Below are 17,978 nucleotides of genomic sequence, written 5' to 3' on the forward strand. Positions count from 1 at the left end.
GATTGAAGCCGAGGAATTCGCTGCTATTCCCCAAGCCTTGAGGGCCGGGGGTTCGAGTGAAGTTTGTGCTACAAAAGATCGGCGCTGGAGGCCTTGCCGCACTGGCGGCCGTGGCGCTGGCGGTGGGCGTAATCGGCTATCGCCTGGTCGGCCCTTCCGCCGAAGCTCCGTCAGAATCGGGGAAGGCAGATCCGCTCGCCGATCTCGAACGAGGGGTGGACGAAGAGCCGGGCAATGCGGGTGCCTGGCAAAAGCTGGGCTTCGCCTACTTCGAGCTTGGCCGCTTCGACGAGGCGGCCACCGCCTATCGCCGCGCGACCGAGGCCGATCCCGACAGCGCAGTCCTGTGGTCGTCGCTCGGCGAAGCGCTGGTCATGGCGAGCGAGCGCGACCCGATGCCAGGCCCCGCGCGCGAGGCCTTCCGCAAGGCCGCCCAGCTTGACCGCAAGGACCCGCGCGCCCGCTATTTCCTCGCGGTCGAGAAGGACCTGTCGGGCGACCACAAGGGCGCCATCACCGACTGGGTTGCGCTACTGGGAGAAACCCCGCCGGGAGCGCCGTGGGAAGCGGATCTCAGACGCACCATCGAGCAGGTCGGCAAGATCAACTCGATCGATGTCGCCAGCCAGCTCGCCGCCGCGGAAACGCTGCGGCCCAAGTCGGTCCCGGCCATGGCTGGCATACCCGGTCCCTCGCAGGAGCAGCTCGCCGCCGCCTCGCGAATGCGCCCCTCGGAACAGCAGGACATGGCCGAAGGCATGGTCGAGCGCCTGGCGTCTCGGCTCGAGCGGGAGCCTGGCAACCTTGAGGGCTGGATCATGCTGATGCGCAGCTACCAGACGCTCGGGCGGGAAGGAGACGCACGGAAGGCCCTGCAGAGCGCTCTGGCGGCCAACCCGCAGGAGCGCGCGGAGCTCGAGGCTGCGGCGAAGACGCTAGGTGTTTCGTAGGGTCAATGCTCCTCCCCGAGACAAGCTCGGGGAGGATTTCAGGAAGCCTACTTCGAAGCCAGATCGGTCATCACGCTGAGGTAGTACGTCACCCCCGGCCCCAGGTTCTGGAGCGAAATCCGCTCGTTGAGCCCGTGCGAGAAGTCGTCGGAATCCTTGCTCATGCTCGCGCTCGCACCATAGCTCGGCACGCCGACGGCGCGGAACCACATCGAATCCGACGCGCCCGAAGACTGCATCGGAATGATCGGCACATCGCCCCAGGCCTTGCGCGCACCCTTCTCGAACACGCTGATGAATTCGGGCTTGAGCGGCGAGGCCGGAGAGGCGGTCGAGGTGTCACCCGTGATGTCGCTGAACTTCACCGCCGGCGTCGCGGCGACGCGCTCCAACTCGGCCTGGATCTCGGGGTTCGAGTGGCCCGGGAACACGCGGCAGTTGACCACCGCCGTGGCGCGTTGCGGCAAGGCGTTGGGCGCATGCCCGCCCTGGACCATGGTCGGCACGCACGTCGTGGCGATGCGGCCCGCCATCGAGGGATCGTTGCGCAGGATCGCCAGGGCCGCGGCATCGTTCGGGTCCTTGGCGAAGGCGCGCATCGCGGCCGCCAGCTCGGGCTCGGGCTGAAGCGCGGACGCCTTCTCGAAATAGGCGCGGGTGATGTCATTCACTTCCGGAGCGAAGCGATAGGCGCCGATCCGCGCCAACGCTTCGGAGAGCTGGGCGATCGCATTCTCCGGCCGCGGCGTGGAGCTGTGCCCGCCGGGATTGGTCACCTCGAGCTGGAAGTCGATGTAGGTTTTCTCCGCCCCTTGCCACGACCAGTAGAGCGGCTTGCCGGTCTCTTCCGAGAACGTGCCCGAGGCCCCGTCGATGTTGATCACCAGCTCCGCGTCCTTGAAGCGGTCGGTGATCATTCGCGAAGTTTTCATCGTGGTTTCCTCGTCGCCCGAATAGGCAATCACGATGGTGCGCTTGGGCTTGAAGCCCTGGCGGCGCAGCTCGATCAGGGAGGCTACCGCGAGCGAAGCCTCGAACTTGGTGTCGCTGGCCCCCCGCCCGTAAAGGTAGCCATTCTCGACAACCGGGGTGAAAGGATCGCGCTCCCAGTCCTCGGGCTTGGCTTCCACCACGTCCATGTGCGCGGAAAGCAGGACCGGTTTGAGCGAAGGGTCGCTGCCCGGCCAGGTGGCGATGAGATAGGCAGTGTCGTCAACCGGCACGATCTCGATATCCTTGTCCACCCAGCCCCCCGCGAGGAGCGCCTTGCGGAAGGCCTGTGCGACGTCCGCGGTGCGATTGCCTTCTCCCTGCACCGAGCGCAGCGCGATCGTCTCTTGCGACAGCGCCAGGGCCTGCGCCTCTGCCTGCGGATGCGATTGAGCGGCGGCGGTAACGGGGACCGCAAGAAGCAGAACGGCGGCAATCGAACGCATGCGAATCTCCTGTGGCGACCTTGTGACCGCATGTTAGAGCAGGCGCATGGTGGGGCCAGCAACTGCTATCGACAGCTTTGTCAGGGACAACCCGGCGGAGGCCGTCACGCGCCTGCGCACCCTGCTGCGGAACGATGCCCAGAACGCCGAAGCCTGGCGTCTTCTCGGCCAGGCGCTCCGGTCCCTTGGCGAGCACGAAGACGCCTCTGAAGCGGAGCTTGCGGCGATCCGGGCGACGGCGTTCGACAAGGAGATGATCGCGATCGCCCAGGCGATGAACGCGGGCGACTTGCCGCTGGCCGAAGGCTTGCTCCGCGCCCGGCTCAAGTCCCAGCCGTTCGATGTCGCCGCGATCCGGCTGATGGCCGAGCTCGCCGGGCGGATCGGTCGGTTGCGCGACGCCGAGGTGCTGCTGCGGCGGGCGCTGGAACTGGCGCCCAGATTCACCGCCGCCCGCGCGAACCTCGCCACGGTCCTCTATCGCCAGAACCGCTTCGCCGAGGCCGGAGAGGTGCTCGACGCGCTGGCTGAAACCGGTCACAGCGATCCCGCGACCCGCAACCTGCGGGCAGCGACGCTCGGCCGGATCGGCGACTATGACGAGGCGCTGAGGATCTACGAGGACCTCATCCCCGCCTTTCCCGACCACGCCAAGCTGCTGATGAGCTACGGCCACGCGCTCAAGACGGTCGGCCGGCAGGACGAGAGCATCGCCGCCTATCGCCGCGCGATTGCCGTCAAGCCGGACTTGGGCGAAGTCTGGTGGAGCCTCGCCAATCTCAAGACGGTCCGCTTCGGCGAAGTCGATGTCCAGGCGATGGAAGCCGCGCTCGCGAGCGAACCCGCCCCTGCCCGCGAAGACCGGCTCCACCTCCATTTCGCGCTGGGCAAGGCCTATGGCGACAGCGGAGAGGCCGACGCCTCGTTCCGTCACTATGCGGCGGGCAATGCTTTGCGGAAGGACGATGTCGGGCATGATCCGGGCGCGGTCGCCCAGCAGGTCGATGCGGTGATCGCGACCTTCACCCCGGAGTTCGTGGCGGAGCGCCGAGACTGGGGCGATGCCTCCCCCGACCCGATCTTCATCGTCGGCCTGCCACGCGCCGGCTCTACGTTGATCGAACAGATCCTCTCGTGCCACTCGCAAATCGAAGGCACGATGGAACTGCCCGATATTCCCGCCATCGTCCGACGCGAGACGCAGGAGCAAGGAACCCGCTCCCACAATTGGCCCGCCGTCGCTGGGGGCATGGATCGGGCGAAGCTCGCCAGTCTTGGAGCCGAATTCCTCGAACGCACCCGTGTCCAGCGCAAGAGCGGGAAGCCGTTCTTCATCGACAAGCTACCGAACAACTGGGCCTACGCCGGCCTTATTCACCTGATGCTGCCGAACGCGAAGATCATCGATGCCCGGCGCCATCCCCTGGATTGCTGCTTTTCCAACTTCCGCCAGCACTTCGCCATGGGCCAGGGGTTCACCTACGACCTCGAGCATATCGGCCGCTATTACGCGGACTACGTGCGGGCGATGGATCACTACGACCGCGTCATGCCCGGCCGGATCCATCGGGTGATTCACGAAGAGCTGCTCGAACACCCCGAACGCGTGGTGCGCGCGATCCTCGACTACCTCGGCCTGCCGTTCGAGGAAGCCTGCCTCGACTTCCATCAAAGCAGCCGCCCGGTGCGCACCGCCTCGAGCGAACAGGTCCGCCGCCCGATCAACCGCGACGGCGTCGACCAATGGCGCGCGTTCGAAGGCTGGCTTGGCCCCCTCAAGGCTGCACTTGGCGACTTGCCCGAGACTTACGCGCGCTAGCCTCGAATTCTCGATACCTCCAAGCCCTCAGCTACCGATACCGCTCCCCACCCTTAACCACGCCGGCAACATTCTCCAGCGTCCGCACATCGGCCAGGGGATCACCACTCACGGCAATCATGTCGGCAAACTTGCCCGCCTTCAGCGATCCGATTTCCTTCTCGTGCCCGATCAGTGTCGCGGCATCGATCGTCGCCGCGCGGATCGCTTGGAGCGGGGTCATCCCGTAGCGGACCATGTAGGCGAATTGCCGGGCATTCATCCCGTGCGGATAGACGCCGCTGTCGGTGCCAAATCCGATCCGAACGCCCATGCGCACGGCCTTGGCAAAGTTCTCCCGCTGGAGGTCGGTCGTGGCACGGTTCTTTTCGAGGTATTCGGCGGGCCATCCCTCCTTGGTGCCGATGTCCTCGATGTAGTCGCCGTTGAAGATATCCATGACCAGCCAGACTCCCCGGTCCTTGGCCATGCGCAAGCCTTCGTCGTCGATCAGGCTGGCGTGTTCGATACTGTGGACCCCGGCGCGGATCGCGGCCTTGAGGCCCTCCGCACCGTGGGCATGCGCGGTGGCATAGGAACCGTGGGCGCGTGCGACCTCGACCGCGGCGCGCATCTGGTCTTCGCTCAGTTCGGGCTTGTTGACGTCGGTGCCGACCGCCAGGACCGCGCCCGTGGCGATCAACTTGAGAAAGTCGACCCCGTTGGCGAACAGGAATTCGGCCTTCTGGCGCGTTTCCTCCGGAGTGGAGGACACGCCAAGGCGCATGTCGGGCGGAAGCTGGTCGTTGGGGACGACGCCGTTGAGTTCACCCCCGCCGCCCGGGGTGGTGATATAGGCCCCCGCCACGAACATGCGCGGCCCCGGCACGCGCCCGAGATTGATCGCATCGCGCAGCGCCACGTCGGTCAGCCCGCGGTAAGTACCGACATCGCGCACCGTGGTGAAGCCCGCCAGCATGGTCGTCCGCGCGTTCTGCGCCCCGATCAGCGCCGTGGCTTGCGGGGAGGTCTTCATCGGGAGGGCCAGGTCGGCGTCCTGCCCTGCGTCGGCGAGGTGCGTGTGCAGGTCGATCAGGCCGGGCAGCACGGTGTAGGCCGACCAATCAACTCGCTCGGCGCCGGCCGGAGTGGCTCCGCACGGCTCGATCCGGGCAATGCGCTCGTCCTGCGTGAGCAGGCACTGGCCTGTGCTGACTTGCCCGGTTTCGACATCGAGCAACCGGCCCGCCTCTACGTAGAGCGAGCGGGCCTGGGCAGGGGCGGCGGCCAGCACGAGGGTGGCCAGGGCGAGCGCGGTGAGGTGTCTCATGGTGCGAGGCTAAACACAGTCGCCTTCACTGGAAAGGTCGCGCCGGCCCGCATCGACAGACTCACTTCCCCGCGAGAAATGCCTCAGCCGCCGCGTCCATGTCCGCCACCGGATTGTTCGGACCCGACTGGCGCTTGGGGATGAATTCGTTGAGCACCCTGCGCTTGGCGATCAGCCATTGCCCGTCGACCTTTTTGAATTCGTCTTCGTAGATTCCGTAAGTGCCCATCTTCATCGTATCGCCCGGACCATGGTTGGCCATTTCGAGCCACAGCGTGCGGCCCCAGGCGCGCTCACCCTCGACGCGGATCGAGCTCTGCAGGACCACGTGGCGCAGGATCGCGGGCTTGCCGTCCTCGGTGTGGTAGAAGCGGCCGATCCCCTTGGCAAAGCTGGTCACCGCTTCGCGGATCGCCTCGCGGCCCTTCGAGGTGCCGCTGGCGAACTCCAGTTCGCCGTCCTCGGTGAAGGTGGCGACGTAGGCGTCCCAGTCGAAGTAATCGATGGCAAAGAGATAACGTGCCATGAGATCCTCGATCTCGGCACGGTCCTGGCCGTAGGTGGGCGAATAATTGGGCGCCGCGCTGGCCGCACCAGGCAAAGCACCCAGCGCGAGGATGGCCGCCGCCAGGGCGGACTTGCAGGCAGTGCTAACGGACATCTTTCGCAAACTCCTCATGCCTTAGTGCCCCCAATCCTCGTTGGCACGCGAGATCAGGTAGTGATGAATGGCCTCGGCCTCTTCCTTCGACAGCACGTCGGCGAAGCTCGCCATGCCGTTCGCCGCGCGTTGGCCGCCAATGACGATGTCGAGGAAGGCGGCGTGCGTGGCCGGCGTCATATGGCGCAGGTCCTTTACCCCGCCGCGCGCCGCGTTGCCGTGACACAGCGCACAGTTGGCGCCGTAGAGCTGCTCGCCCCGCCCGACGACTTCGGGTGACCCGGCGAGCGCCGGCGGCGCCGATAGCTCGGGTACTTCGACCGATTGCGCGGGCAGCGGCGGTAGCTTGGCCTTGCCGCCCAGCTTGAACACCAGCAAGCGCGGCTTCGAGAGGAACAGCTGCGAATAGGCAGAGCGCTCGACATGCGCGAGCCCTCCGCCCCAGCCGGCATTGACCGCGACATATTGCTCGCCGTCGACCATGTAGGTGATCGGCGCGGAGATCGGCACCTGCTGCACCGGCATCTCCCACACCTTCTCGCCAGTGTCGGCGCGATAGGCGGCGAAGGTCGTGCCGATCGTCCCTTCGAACACCAGGTTGCCTGCGGTCACCAGCACGCCCCCGCTGCCCTTCTGCGGCGAAGGAATGCGCCAGACCTCGCGCTGCGCCACGGGATCCCAGGCCGAAAGCCAGCCGCGCGAGTGGGCATCGGCATATTCGGCGATCGTCTTGCGCTCCGCGTCGTAGCCGCCGAAGCTGGTGCCCAGCGAAGGCTTGTCGGGATCGAAGCTCTCGGCCGCAGCATAGGCCATGTAGGTTTCGCTCACCGGCACATAGACCAGACCGGTGAGCGGACTGAACGCCATCGGGTTCCAGTTATGCCCCCCGCCCGCACCGGGCGAAACCATGACCGGGGTGGTGCCATAACGCGCCGCCGGGTTTTCTATCGGCCGCCCGCTCGCCATGTCGACACCGGTCGCCCAGGTGATCGGCACATAGGCCTTGGCCGAAATCAGCTCCCCGGTCTCGCGGTCGAGCACATAGAAGAACCCGTTCTTCGGCGCTTGCATCAGCACCTTGCGTACCCGCCCGTCGACCTTGAGATCGGCCAGGATCATCTGCTGCGTGGCGGTGTAGTCCCACTCCTCGCCGGGAGTCGTCTGATAGTGCCAGACATACTCCCCCGTATCGGCCTTGAGCGCAACGATCGAGGCCAGGAAAAGGTTGTCCCCGCCGCCCGGGCTGCGCCACTTCCTCACCCAGGGCGACCCATTGCCCGTGCCGATGTAGATCAGGTTCAGCTTGGGATCGTAGGAAAGGCTGTCCCACACCGTCCCACCGCCGCCGGCCTTCCACCACTCTCCGGTCCAGGTCTTGGCGGCCATTTCCATCGCCGCGTTCTCGAACCCATTGGCAGGGTCGCCCGGCACCGTATGGAAACGCCAGAGCTGCTTCCCGGTCTCAGCGTCATAGGCGCTGACATAGCCGCGCACCCCCAGCTCCGCTCCGCCGTTACCGATCAACACTTTGCCGTCGAACACCCGGGGCGCGCCGGTGATGGTGTAGGATTTCGAATTGTCGACCGTCAGCTCCGACCACACCGGCTTCCCGGTCTTCGAATCGAGCGCAATCAGCCGCCCGTCGAGCGTGCCGACGTAGATCTTGCCCTTCCATGCCGCCAGACCGCGCGAGACGATGTCGCAGCAGGCCATGCGCCCGTACTTGAGCGGAACCTGCGGGTCATAGCTCCACAAAGTCCGCCCCGTCTTCGCGTCGTAAGCGGTGACGATGTTCCAGGGCTGCACGTTGTAGAGCACCCCGTCGATCGCCAGCGGCGTCGCTTCCATCCCGCGCGTGGTGGCAATGTCGGCAAACCAGGCGAGGCCTAGCTGACTCACGTTCCCCGCGTTGATCTGGCTCAACGGACTGAAGCGCTGCTCGTCATAAGTGCGCCCGTTGCTCATCCATTGCCCGGCATTCCCGTCGGCATCGAGCAGGCGCGCATGGTCGACCCGCGCCGAGCCGTTATCTTGCGCTGAGACCGGCAAGACCGTGGCGAACAGACTTAGACCCAGGGCCAGGCCAACCGCCTGCCTCACCAGTTGTGACCCCACTATCGCGCCCCCCGCACGATCACCCGTTCCTCGAACAACTTCTCAAGCACCGCCTCGTTCGTCCTTTCATAGACCAGGCTTTTCGGGTTCTTCCCGGCGACGTGGGCCAGAGCCGCCAGCCGTCCGCCACCCAGGTAAAGCGTATCCGGTTCGGTCTGCGCGATGGGGTCGCGATAGGCTTCGTCCAGGGTGACGATGGTCCAGCCGGCCGCGCGCAACCCCTTGATCAGGTCGACGATAAACAGCCCGGCGAGGTCGGTTTCATGGAGCAACAGGACGTGAGCGGGCTGGCGGCCAAGGGTCTCGCGAGCCATGGCGTCATAAAAGTCAGCCGTCCCGACGATCGTCTCGACATAAAGGTCGCGCAGGGCGTCCCTATCGATCGGCCGCTTCGCCTCGACCGCTTTGCGGGCAAGGTCGTCGATCGCCCAGTCGTAATCGTCAATTGTGACGTAGGCGTTCATCAACCCGCGCTCGCGGAGGGCCGTGCGCAGGGCATCGCGCCGCGCGAGGTCGCGCCCCTCGTCGAGATAGGGAAAGCGGTACCAGGGTCGCTTGCCCGGCTTCCCGGCGAGCCAGGCCTCGGCCCGGTCGAGATCGGAAACATAGTCCGCCGCGGTGTTTTGCGAGAGCCAGGTGTGGCTGTGCGAGTGATTGCCGATTACGTGCCCGGCCGCGACATAAGCGCGTATCCGCTCCTCCCCGCCCTTGCCGAAATCGGTATCGAGATTGCCGGTGGTGACGAAAAACCCCGCCTGCTCGACGCCAGCCTGGGCCAGTCCGGTGATAAGCGCCGCTGTCCGCTGGTCCGGGGTCATGAAGCCCCCCGGATGGCGTGGCACGTCGTCGAAGCTGATGGCGATGCGCTTCCCCTCCTGCGCAAGCGCGGGCACGGCGGCCGCGCCTAGAGCGAGCGTGGCAACCGCCAGCAGAAGTCTCAGGAGACCAGCCACGCGTCGTTCGGCTTACGCGTGGGTCAGACCGGGGATCTGGCTCGCATCGGCCCAGAACCCGTGGACCTGCCCGACGACTGGGAACGGCATCCTCACCCGGGCGACGGGGCCCGCGGCAACGTCCTTGGTGTCGATCAGGATCAAGTCCGAGCGGCCGCCCTCCTTCATGCTGCTGCCGATCCCGATCAGGTAGCCGTCGCCCTCCTCCGCATCCTTCTTGCGCGGAACAAAGGTCATCTCGGACAGCGAGTAATCCGGCACCGAGGCCACTTGGACCGTCTTCTCCTGATGGTCGATGATCGACCACCCACCGCCAGGTCCCGGGCTGTTGAGGTAGCCATAGCGGTAGGGCAGCGTGTGGAACCGGTCGTCCTGGCGAGAGAGCACGCCGCTCACTTGCGGGAACAGGGTTTCGCTCTGGAAGCGGTCGTTGGTCCGGCTCGAAAGATCGACCGTGAATCGCCGGATCAGCCCGCGCGACTTCGCCGGGTCGAACGGTTCGTGAAGGCTCGGAAAGAACGGGAACTGGTTACCTTCGCCGCCGTCCCAGTCGACGGTGATCTTGTCGCCATCGGACCAGCCGCCCATGACGTGAGTGCAGAACAGGTTAGGCCCCCTGAACCACCGCAGATCCTTGCCGTCCCCGCCACGGCGCATGACGCCGAGATAGCAGGGTGCCTGCGAATCGTAGGAGAAGTGCACTCCGCCTGCCTGGATGCGCTTCGCATCGGCCACCATGTTGGTCAGGTAGAGCACGATATGCGTCTGGGTGACCGCGAAGTCGTGCATCATCCCGGCATAGGGCGCCTGGACCGTGGTGCTCCAGTTCACCTGGCCGTTACGGTCGGCCGAGAACACGAAGATGTCCTTCGACAGCAGCCCGTTCGCCTCGTAGCCGAAGCCGATGTACTCGCCGGTCAGCGGGTCGATCTTCGGATGCGCGGTGTGGGTCTGGCTCGCGAGCTTGCCGCCAAACGTGTAGTAATCGTCGAGCGTCTCGAGCGTCAGCGGGTCCATGGAGACCGGCGGGCTGTCCTCCTTGAACACCAGCAGCTTGCCGTGGTGCAGGAACAACTGTGTGTTCGCGGTCCCGCGGCTCAGTCCCTTGACGCTGGGATCGTCGGTCAGCGGGTTGCGATACATTCCGAATAAAGAGCGCCGCGCCTCGTGCTGCGCCTTCCACCGCTGGTTGCGGACGTAGCGGGTGCGATAGTCGACGTGCCCGTCCTTGATGCGGAACATGCTGACATGCCCCTCGCCGTCGAACACGATGTCGGAGGCGTATTTCGGGTCCTTCGGGTACTGGGGGTCGGGCCCGACACGATAGAACACCCCGTCGAGGTCCTTGGGCCAGGCGCCTTCGACTTCGCAGTCGTAGAGATCGATCTCCGCCCGATTCACCGCCCCGCCGGCACTCCCGCCGCCGCCGAACGCTTGCCGGCTGTCAGGGAAGTCGACCTGCGGCGCCGCGGATGTCGCGCCTTGAGCCAGCACTGGCGAAGACGCCGCGAGCCCGGCCAGCGCCGCACCGGTTCCCACCGTAGCGGCGCCAAGGAAATGCCGTCTATTCAACCCACTCGCGCTAGCAGATTCAGGCGATACTCCCGCCGAACCGGCGTCGTCCTTGTTCACGGCCTACCCTCCCCAACGGCTTCCCGCCGCTTTGGAGCTATGCTTGTCCGATTATGGGGATTTGGCAAGTGAAGGCATGAGCAAAAATCACGCTGGCGGGAAGGAGGCTCGCGAATGGAGCGCTTTCCGCCGGTCCCGATGGGGAAAATGGTGCCCAGAAGAGGACTCGAACCTCCACGCCCTTTCGAGCGCCGCCACCTGAAGACGGTGCGTCTACCAATTCCGCCATCTGGGCACGGGCCGCGCGGTCGTCTTAGGCCGGCGGCGGGTAGGCGCGGGCCACTAGCGAAGGGGAGGGGGCGTTGTCAATCGTCGCGATGCACCGCAGTGCGGCTTGCGACGCTGGCCGGCATGCGGCATGGGCCGCGCGAGAGTTGAGCAGGAACCGGCGGCAAGCCGGACGGGTTGGAAACAGGCAATGGCGCAAGTGGATTCGCTCGAAGACAAGATCGTGGTGCTGATCGGTGGTGGAGGCTTTCTGGGCTCGCACGTCGCCGAGGTGCTGCTGCGCCGCGGCGCTCGCGTCAGGATTGCCGAGCGGCATCCCGAACAGGCTTATCACCTGCGCGCCCTGGCCAATCTCGGGCAAATCCAGTTCCTGCGCGCCAACGTCCGCGACAAGCACAGCCTCGATGCGGCCACCCGCGGCGCCGACGCCGTGGTCTACCTAGTCGGCACCTTCGGCGACGCGCAATTCGAACTCCAGGCCGAAGGGGCCGGAGAGGCCGCGAAGGCCGCCGCCGCCAATGGCGCCAAGGCTTTCGTCTACATCTCGGCGCTGGGCGCGGACCCGGCCTCCGACAGTGGCTACGCTTCCTCCAAGGGCGAGGGAGAGCAACTGGTGCGTGAGGCCTTCCCCACGGCGACCGTTGTGCGTCCCTCGGTCCTCTTCGGTGACGATGACAAGTTCGTCAGCCTGTTCGCCGGGCTGATTGCCGCTCTTCCCGCCTTGCCGGTGTTCGGCGCCGAGTCCCGGCTGCAGCCGCTGTTCGTGGATGATGCGGCGGAAGCGATCGTGAACGCGCTGGCTGATTCCGAAATCCACGGCGGCAAGACGTACGAAATCGCCGGACCCGAAATCCTCACGGTCGAAGAGCTGCATCACCGAATTTCCAAGGCCCAAGGGCGCGAGCGAGTGTTCTTCCGCCTGCCCGATGCGATTGCCGCGCTGTTCGCGGTGTTGCCCGGCACGCCGATGAATTCCGACCAATGGAAGCTACTCAAGCGTGGCAACGTGGCGTCGGGGCAGCTACCCGGCTGCGACAAGCTTGGCGTGCAACCAAAGCCGCTCGGCCTGTTCCTCGACCGCTGGATGATGCGCTATCGCAAGCACGGCCGCTTCGGAACGAAGAACGAGCTGGCCTGAGCCTAGTTCGCCGGCTGGGTGCCTTCGTCACCCAGCAAGTTCACCGGCTCGACCAGCAGCATCGACCCTTCGGTCCCGCGAATTCGCACTCGCTCTCCCTTGGCCACATCGGGACCGCGCGCGATCCACTCGCTGTCACCGAGCTTTACCCGGCCACTGCCGTGTTCGATCGCTTGGACCACCAGCGCCGTCTCGCCGACCAGCCGCGCACCACGCCGGTTCATCAGCGGGTCCGTGCTTTCGATCGGCTTCTGGCCGAGAAACCGCTTGGCCGAGAACGCCACGATCAGCGACAGGAACACGAAGTCCACAACCTGCATCGGCAACGACAGGTCGAGCGCCGCGGTCATCGCGCCGGTGACGATCGCGGCGACCGCCAGCCAGATGAGATAGACGCCCGGCACGAGCATCTCGAGGCCGGCCAGCACCAGCCCCAGGGTCAGCCAGACCCAATGCGCTTCCAGGCCGTTCAGCCAATCCATCGGCGCCTAACCCTCCCCCTCGTTGCGGGTGCGAGGGACAGCGACGCGCGGCGCGTTTTTGGGTAGCTCGATCGGAGTCGTAACGTCGCCCTTGCGGGCGTCGCCGAGTATTTCGCGCGCCATCTCGCCGATCCCGCCCAGGGTGCCGATGAGCTGGGTCGCCTCGATCGGGAACAGGATGGTCTTGGCGTTGGGGCTGGTGGCGAACTTGCCGATAGCCTTCGTGTATTCCTGGGCGATGAAGTAGTTGATCGCCTGGTTGCCCGACTGCGCGATCGCTTGCGAGACCACTTCGGTCGCCCGGGCCTCCGCCTCCGCCGCACGCTCGCGCGCCTCGGCGTCGCGGAAGGCGGCTTCGCGCTTGCCTTCCGCCGAGAGGATCGCCGACTGCTTCTCGCCCTCGGCGCGCAAGATGCGGCTGGCGCGCTCGCCTTCGGCCTCGAGGATCTCGGCCCGCTTGAGGCGCTCGGCCTTCATCTGCCGCGCCATGGCTTCGGAGATGTCGATCGGCGGGCGGATGTCCTTGATCTCCACGCGAGTGATCTTGACGCCCCACGGGCTCGTCGCGTGGTCCACCACGCCGAGCAGGCGGGCGTTGATCTCGTCGCGCTTCGACAGTGTCTCGTCGAGGTCCATCGAGCCCATCACGGTGCGCAAGTTGGTGGTCACGATGGCCATGATCGCGGCATAGAGATTGTGCACCTCGTAAGCGGCCTTGCCGGCATCGAGGACCTGAAAGAACACCACCGCATCGACACCGACCATGGCGTTGTCGCGGGTGATGATCTCCTGCCCCGGGATGTCGAGCACCTGCTCCATCATGTTGACCTTCTGGCCGACGCGATCGACGAACGGCACGATCAGGTGCAGGCCAGGTTCGGCCGAGAGGGTGAACTTGCCGAGGCGCTCGACCGTGTAGACGTATCCCTGGCGGACCACGCGGACGCCCATCATCAGGAAGATGAGCATGACAAAGACCAGGGCACCGATGACTGCGTACATGGACTTCACTCCCCCGAAACCGTCCTGTGCGGCCATCGTACCTTGCGGCGGACCGGGGGCAAGCGAAAGCGACTCCGGCTAATCGTGGGCCCCGATTGTGCAGGCTTCGTCGTCCTTCTAGAGAGGCTGCCGATAAAGGGAATCAGGGTCTGGGAGGATCGCTCATGAAGAAGCTTGCGTTGACGGCCGTGTGCATGGTGCTGGCCGCGTCGGGGACAATCGTTTCGGCGCAGAACGCGCCGGCCCCGGCTCAGGCCCCTGCGGCCGCGAGACCGGCAGGCCCGCCGCCGGTGCCGCCTCTGGGCGATGGTCCGTGGGACGTGCAGGGTGCGGACGCCAAGCTTCACGTGGAAGTCGTTACCAAGGGTCTCGACCATCCCTGGGCCCTCGCCTTCCTGCCGGATGGAGGCATGCTGGTGACCGAGCGGCCCGGCCGCTTACGGATCGTTCGCGACGGCGTGCTCGATCCCAAGCCGATCGAAGGCCTGCCGCCGATCTTTGCCCCGGGCATCGCCGGGCTGACCGACATCGTGCTCGACCCGAACTTCGCCACCAACCGCGTGATCTACCTGGCGTACAGCAAGGCGGACCCGGCCGAGGGCGCCAACCCGACACCCAACGTCAATTCGACGCTCGCCGTGATGCGCGCGAAGTGGGACGGCGCCCACCAGCTGACCGAGGTGAAGGACATCTTCGTGGCCGATGCCTGGTACGGCAAGCCGCCGCTGCCGCCCAAGTGCTGCGGTCAGGGCCCGGCTTTCGGCAGCTTCGGCGGGCGCATGGCGCTCGATAGCGAAGGCCACCTGTTCGTCACCAGCGGCGACCGTAACTTCGGCGAGAAGGTGCAGGATCCCTCCAACCACTTCGGCAAGATCCTGCGCCTCAACCTCGACGGCAGTCCGGCAAAGGACAATCCCCTCGCCGGCCGGCAGGGTGCCAAGCCGGAGATCTGGTCGACCGGGCACCGCAACCCGACCGGACTCTACTTCGATGCCGCTACCGGCCGCCTGTGGGAGACCGAGTTCGGCCCGCGCGGCGGCGATGAGGTCAACCTGATCCAGCGCGGCGGCAACTACGGCTGGATGGATGTCACCCAGGGCTTCCACTACAATGCCGAGCCGGCGAAGAAGGGCACCCGCAATGTCGAAGGCATGATCGATCCGGTCTGGGCCTTCGGACCGCCGTCGGGCAACCCGGGCAACCTCGCCATCTATCGCGGTTCGGCCTTCCCGCAGTGGCAGGGCGATATGCTGCTCGCGGCCATGAATCGTTCGCTCGTGCACTTCAGGCTCTCGCCCGATGGCCACGTGGTGTGGAAGGAAGACCTGCTTTCCAACCTCGGCCAGCGCCTGCGTGACGTACGGGTGGCGCCTGACGGTTCGCTCTACATCCTGACCGACGAGACGGCCGGCGCGATCCTGCGCGTAACGCCGGGAAGCTGAGCCCTGCCTCGTTCCTCCCCGAAAGAAGATCGGGGAGGATTTGTCCTGTTCGACCGGCCTGCACCGCCCCCTGCAAGGTGACAGAGGGTGACGGGGTGACACTGTCCAAGGCAGTTCTGTCAACTTAACCGTCCAAGTTGACGCTTTTCCGCACAAAAGTGTCAACTTGGCCTGGGAAAGCGTCACCTTGCACCTCTTGGCCCGCGAAAGTGTCAACTTGAAGTTGGGAGGCGGGTGAGCGAGGTTCGATCGGCGTCATCCGGCACGATCAAGCAAATTGAGTCCGTGTAGGAAAACGTTTTTTCTTCAACAAGATCCGCTTCCCCCTGGCGAAGACCACCCTTTCGAATATCAGTCCGCATGCAAAGCGCGCCGTGGTCGCGCGGCCCGCGATGCCAGGGCGGCCCAGACTCAGGCCGGCGTCCCCCCGATTCCGGGGTTTGACCCGATGTCCCGCACCGACCCCGACAATAGGGTACGCGGCTCGAACCGATGGAGAGTCGCATGGCCGCCAAGACCCCCGAAATCCTTCCCCGACCCGATTTCCACTTTCAGGGCGAAGTGGGACGGACCTTCAAGGACTCCGATCCGGCGACCTTCCCCCAGCCGGTCCAGCCGCCCGAAGGGGCTCCGAACATCGTGCTGATCCTGCTCGACGATGTCGGCTTCGGGCAATTCGAGACCTTTGGCGGCGGCGTGCCCTCCCCCACAATGGATCGGCTGTCAAAGGAGGGGCTGCGCTACAACTACTTCCACACCACCGCGCTATGCAGCCCGACGCGCGCCGCGTTGATCACCGGGCGCAACCACCATTCCGCCGCTTTCGCCGGAATCACCGAAGCCGCGACCGGCTTTGACGGGTACACCTGCATCCTGCCGCGGAGCTGCGGAACGGTGGGCGAGGTCCTGCGCCAGAACGGCTACATGACCGCCTGGATCGGCAAGAACCATAACACGCCGACCTGGGAGACGAGCGCGGCCGGGCCATTCGACCGCTGGGCCAATGGTCTCGGCTTCGATTACTTCTACGGCTTCAATGCTGGCGACATGAATCACTGGCACCCGCTATTGTTCGAAAACCACAATCTGGTGCCAGCCTCCGACGATCCCGATTATCACCTGACCGAGGACCTGGCCGACAAGGCGATCAACTGGGTCCGGCAGGTCAAGAGCATCGCGCCCGACAAGCCCTATTTCCTCTACGTGGCCCCAGGGGCGACGCATGCGCCGCATCAGGCGCCCCAGCACTGGATCGACCAGTTCAAGGGCCGGTTCGACATGGGCTGGGACGCCTATCGTGAACAGACGATGGAGCGGCAAAAGAAGCTCGGCGTCGTGCCAAAGGATACGCTGCTGACCGAACGGTCGCGCGGCCTGCCCGCGTGGGACAGCCTCAACGCAGACCAGAAGCGGCTCTATGCCCGGATGATGGAGGTGTTTGCCGCCTATGGCGCGCAAGTCGACGCGGCCATGGGCCGGGTTGTCGATGCGGTGAAGGACCTGCCCGACGCCGACAACACGATGATCATCTACATCGCCGGCGACAACGGCTCGAGTGCGGAAGGAGGTCTCGAAGGGTCGCTCAACGAGAACCTGTTCTTCAACGGCTTTCCGGAGAAGTGGGAGGACAACCTCAAGGCCATCGACGAGCTGGGCGGGCCTAAGCACTTCAACCACTTCCCTTCTGCCTGGGCCCACGCGATGAACACGCCGTTCCAGTGGACCAAGCAGGTGGCGAGCCACTTCGGCGGCACGCGCAATCCCATGATCATCTCCTGGCCCGACCGGATAAAGGACAAGGGCGGGTTGCGAGACCAGTTCCTGCATGTGATCGACATCGTGCCGACGATTTACGAGGTCTGCGGCATTACCCAGCCCAAGGAACTCAATGGCGTGCAGCAGAAGCCTATCGAAGGCTTGAGTTTCGCCCACACGTTTGCGGACGCCAAAGTGCCCTCAAAGCGAAAGACCCAGTACTTCGAACTGGCCGTCAATCGTGGCCTTTATCACGACGGCTGGATGGCCTCCGCGCCGTCGTTCGTTCCCTGGGAGCCCACGCGCGACGAGAACTGGGATCCCGATCAGCAGGTCTGGGAACTCTACAAGCTCGACGACGATTTTTCGCAGGCCAAGGACCTGGCAGGCAAGCACCCCGACAAGCTGCGCGCGCTCCAGGATCTCTGGTGGGTCGAGGCCGCGAAATACAACGTCTTGCCGCTGGACTGGCGCGCCACGATCAGAATGAACGCCGAACTGATGGGACGCCCGAGCCTGGTGGGCGATCGAACGAGGGCGACTTATCGCGAAGGCATGGTGGCGCTGCCCGGCGCAGCTTGTTTGCCGATGCTCAACAAGTCCTGGACGATCACCGCCGAGATCGAGCTCGAGGATGACAAGAGCGAGGGGATGATAGTCACCCAGGGCGGATCGGAAGGGGGCTACGGCCTCTACCTTCGCAAGGGAAAGCCGACCTTCGTCTACAATTACCTGAGCAAGGAACGCCCGACTTTCGCTTCCGACCAGCCGCTCGGCAAAGGCAAGCACACGCTTGTCGTGGACTTCAAGTACGACGGCGGCGGCATCGGCAAGGGCGGTGGGGTTACGCTCAAGGCCAATGGCAAGCCGGTTGCCGAAGGACGGATCGAACGGACGGTGCCTATCCAGTTCGCGATCTTCGAAGGCCTCGATGTCGGCATGGACAACGGCTCCGCCGTCGACTGGACCTACCAGATGCCGTTCAAGTTCACCGGGAGGATCGAGCGGGTCGAGATCGAAGTCAAACCCGGCAAGTAGCGCGCGAGTGCCGGGTCA

13 protein-coding genes and 1 tRNA gene are annotated in these 17,978 nt (G+C 65.3%); 5 read left to right on the forward strand and 9 right to left on the reverse strand.

Going from position 1 to position 17,978, the window contains the following annotated elements; all coding sequences use genetic code 11:
• Nucleotides 1-56: 56 nt before the first annotated feature.
• Nucleotides 57-950 (forward strand): tetratricopeptide repeat protein, encoded by an 894-nt coding sequence (locus KK137_RS11820; protein ID WP_214536615.1) that lies wholly within the window; start codon nucleotides 57-59, stop codon nucleotides 948-950.
• Between the two features lie 47 nt (nucleotides 951-997).
• On the opposite strand, the gene KK137_RS11825 is transcribed toward KK137_RS11820, so the two are convergent.
• Entirely contained in the window at nucleotides 998-2,386 is a 1,389-nt protein-coding gene (locus KK137_RS11825) for a M20/M25/M40 family metallo-hydrolase (RefSeq protein ID WP_214536616.1), read from the reverse strand.
• Between the two features lie 46 nt (nucleotides 2,387-2,432).
• Between KK137_RS11825 and KK137_RS11830 the strand changes: the two genes are divergently transcribed.
• Nucleotides 2,433-4,205 carry a tetratricopeptide repeat-containing sulfotransferase family protein gene (locus KK137_RS11830; protein ID WP_214536617.1) on the forward strand — a complete coding sequence of 591 codons (1,773 nt, stop codon included), beginning with the start codon at nucleotides 2,433-2,435 and terminating at the stop codon, nucleotides 4,203-4,205.
• A gap of 31 nt (nucleotides 4,206-4,236) precedes the next feature.
• Here KK137_RS11830 and KK137_RS11835 read toward each other — a convergent pair whose 3' ends face one another.
• The 6 genes from KK137_RS11835 to KK137_RS11860 form a co-directional block, all read right to left on the reverse strand.
• A complete protein-coding gene (locus tag KK137_RS11835) occupies nucleotides 4,237-5,514 on the reverse strand; it encodes a Xaa-Pro dipeptidase (RefSeq protein ID WP_214536618.1) in 1,278 nt (425 codons plus the stop codon).
• A gap of 61 nt (nucleotides 5,515-5,575) precedes the next feature.
• Nucleotides 5,576-6,175: a nuclear transport factor 2 family protein gene (locus KK137_RS11840; RefSeq protein WP_214536619.1), complete on the reverse strand. Its 600-nt coding sequence runs from the start codon at nucleotides 6,173-6,175 to the stop codon at nucleotides 5,576-5,578.
• Nucleotides 6,176-6,196: 21 nt separating this feature from the next.
• Nucleotides 6,197-8,290, reverse strand: coding sequence for a PQQ-dependent dehydrogenase, methanol/ethanol family (locus KK137_RS11845; protein WP_338028061.1), 2,094 nt, complete (start codon nucleotides 8,288-8,290; stop codon nucleotides 6,197-6,199).
• Nucleotides 8,290-9,243: a polysaccharide deacetylase family protein gene (locus KK137_RS11850; RefSeq protein ID WP_214536620.1), complete on the reverse strand. Its 954-nt coding sequence runs from the start codon at nucleotides 9,241-9,243 to the stop codon at nucleotides 8,290-8,292. Before KK137_RS11850 ends, KK137_RS11845 begins: the two co-directional genes overlap by 1 nt.
• A gap of 12 nt (nucleotides 9,244-9,255) precedes the next feature.
• Nucleotides 9,256-10,875: a carotenoid oxygenase family protein gene (locus KK137_RS11855; RefSeq protein WP_214536621.1), complete on the reverse strand. Its 1,620-nt coding sequence runs from the start codon at nucleotides 10,873-10,875 to the stop codon at nucleotides 9,256-9,258.
• 148 nt (nucleotides 10,876-11,023) lie between these two features.
• Nucleotides 11,024-11,110: transfer RNA gene (locus KK137_RS11860), tRNA-Leu, on the reverse strand.
• A gap of 183 nt (nucleotides 11,111-11,293) precedes the next feature.
• Between KK137_RS11860 and KK137_RS11865 the strand changes: the two genes are divergently transcribed.
• A complete protein-coding gene (locus tag KK137_RS11865; RefSeq protein WP_214536622.1) occupies nucleotides 11,294-12,241 on the forward strand; it encodes a complex I NDUFA9 subunit family protein in 948 nt (315 codons plus the stop codon).
• Nucleotides 12,242-12,243: 2 nt separating this feature from the next.
• Here KK137_RS11865 and KK137_RS11870 read toward each other — a convergent pair whose 3' ends face one another.
• Together KK137_RS11870 and KK137_RS11875 are read right to left on the reverse strand one after the other, a co-directional pair.
• Nucleotides 12,244-12,723, reverse strand: coding sequence for an NfeD family protein (locus KK137_RS11870; RefSeq protein ID WP_214536623.1), 480 nt, complete (start codon nucleotides 12,721-12,723; stop codon nucleotides 12,244-12,246).
• 6 nt (nucleotides 12,724-12,729) lie between these two features.
• Complete coding sequence (locus KK137_RS11875; RefSeq protein WP_214537498.1) at nucleotides 12,730-13,725, reverse strand: SPFH domain-containing protein; 996 nt, start codon at nucleotides 13,723-13,725, stop codon at nucleotides 12,730-12,732.
• Nucleotides 13,726-13,889: 164 nt separating this feature from the next.
• Between KK137_RS11875 and KK137_RS11880 the strand changes: the two genes are divergently transcribed.
• Together KK137_RS11880 and KK137_RS11885 are read left to right on the forward strand one after the other, a co-directional pair.
• Nucleotides 13,890-15,167, forward strand: coding sequence for a PQQ-dependent sugar dehydrogenase (locus KK137_RS11880; protein WP_214536624.1), 1,278 nt, complete (start codon nucleotides 13,890-13,892; stop codon nucleotides 15,165-15,167).
• Nucleotides 15,168-15,671: 504 nt separating this feature from the next.
• Complete coding sequence (locus KK137_RS11885) at nucleotides 15,672-17,960, forward strand: arylsulfatase (RefSeq protein WP_250893838.1); 2,289 nt, start codon at nucleotides 15,672-15,674, stop codon at nucleotides 17,958-17,960.
• Nucleotides 17,961-17,978 lie beyond the last annotated feature (18 nt).

It is taken from the genome of Croceibacterium selenioxidans (genome assembly GCF_018599195.1).
GTDB classification, from domain to species: Bacteria; Pseudomonadota; Alphaproteobacteria; order Sphingomonadales; family Sphingomonadaceae; genus Croceibacterium_A; species Croceibacterium_A selenioxidans.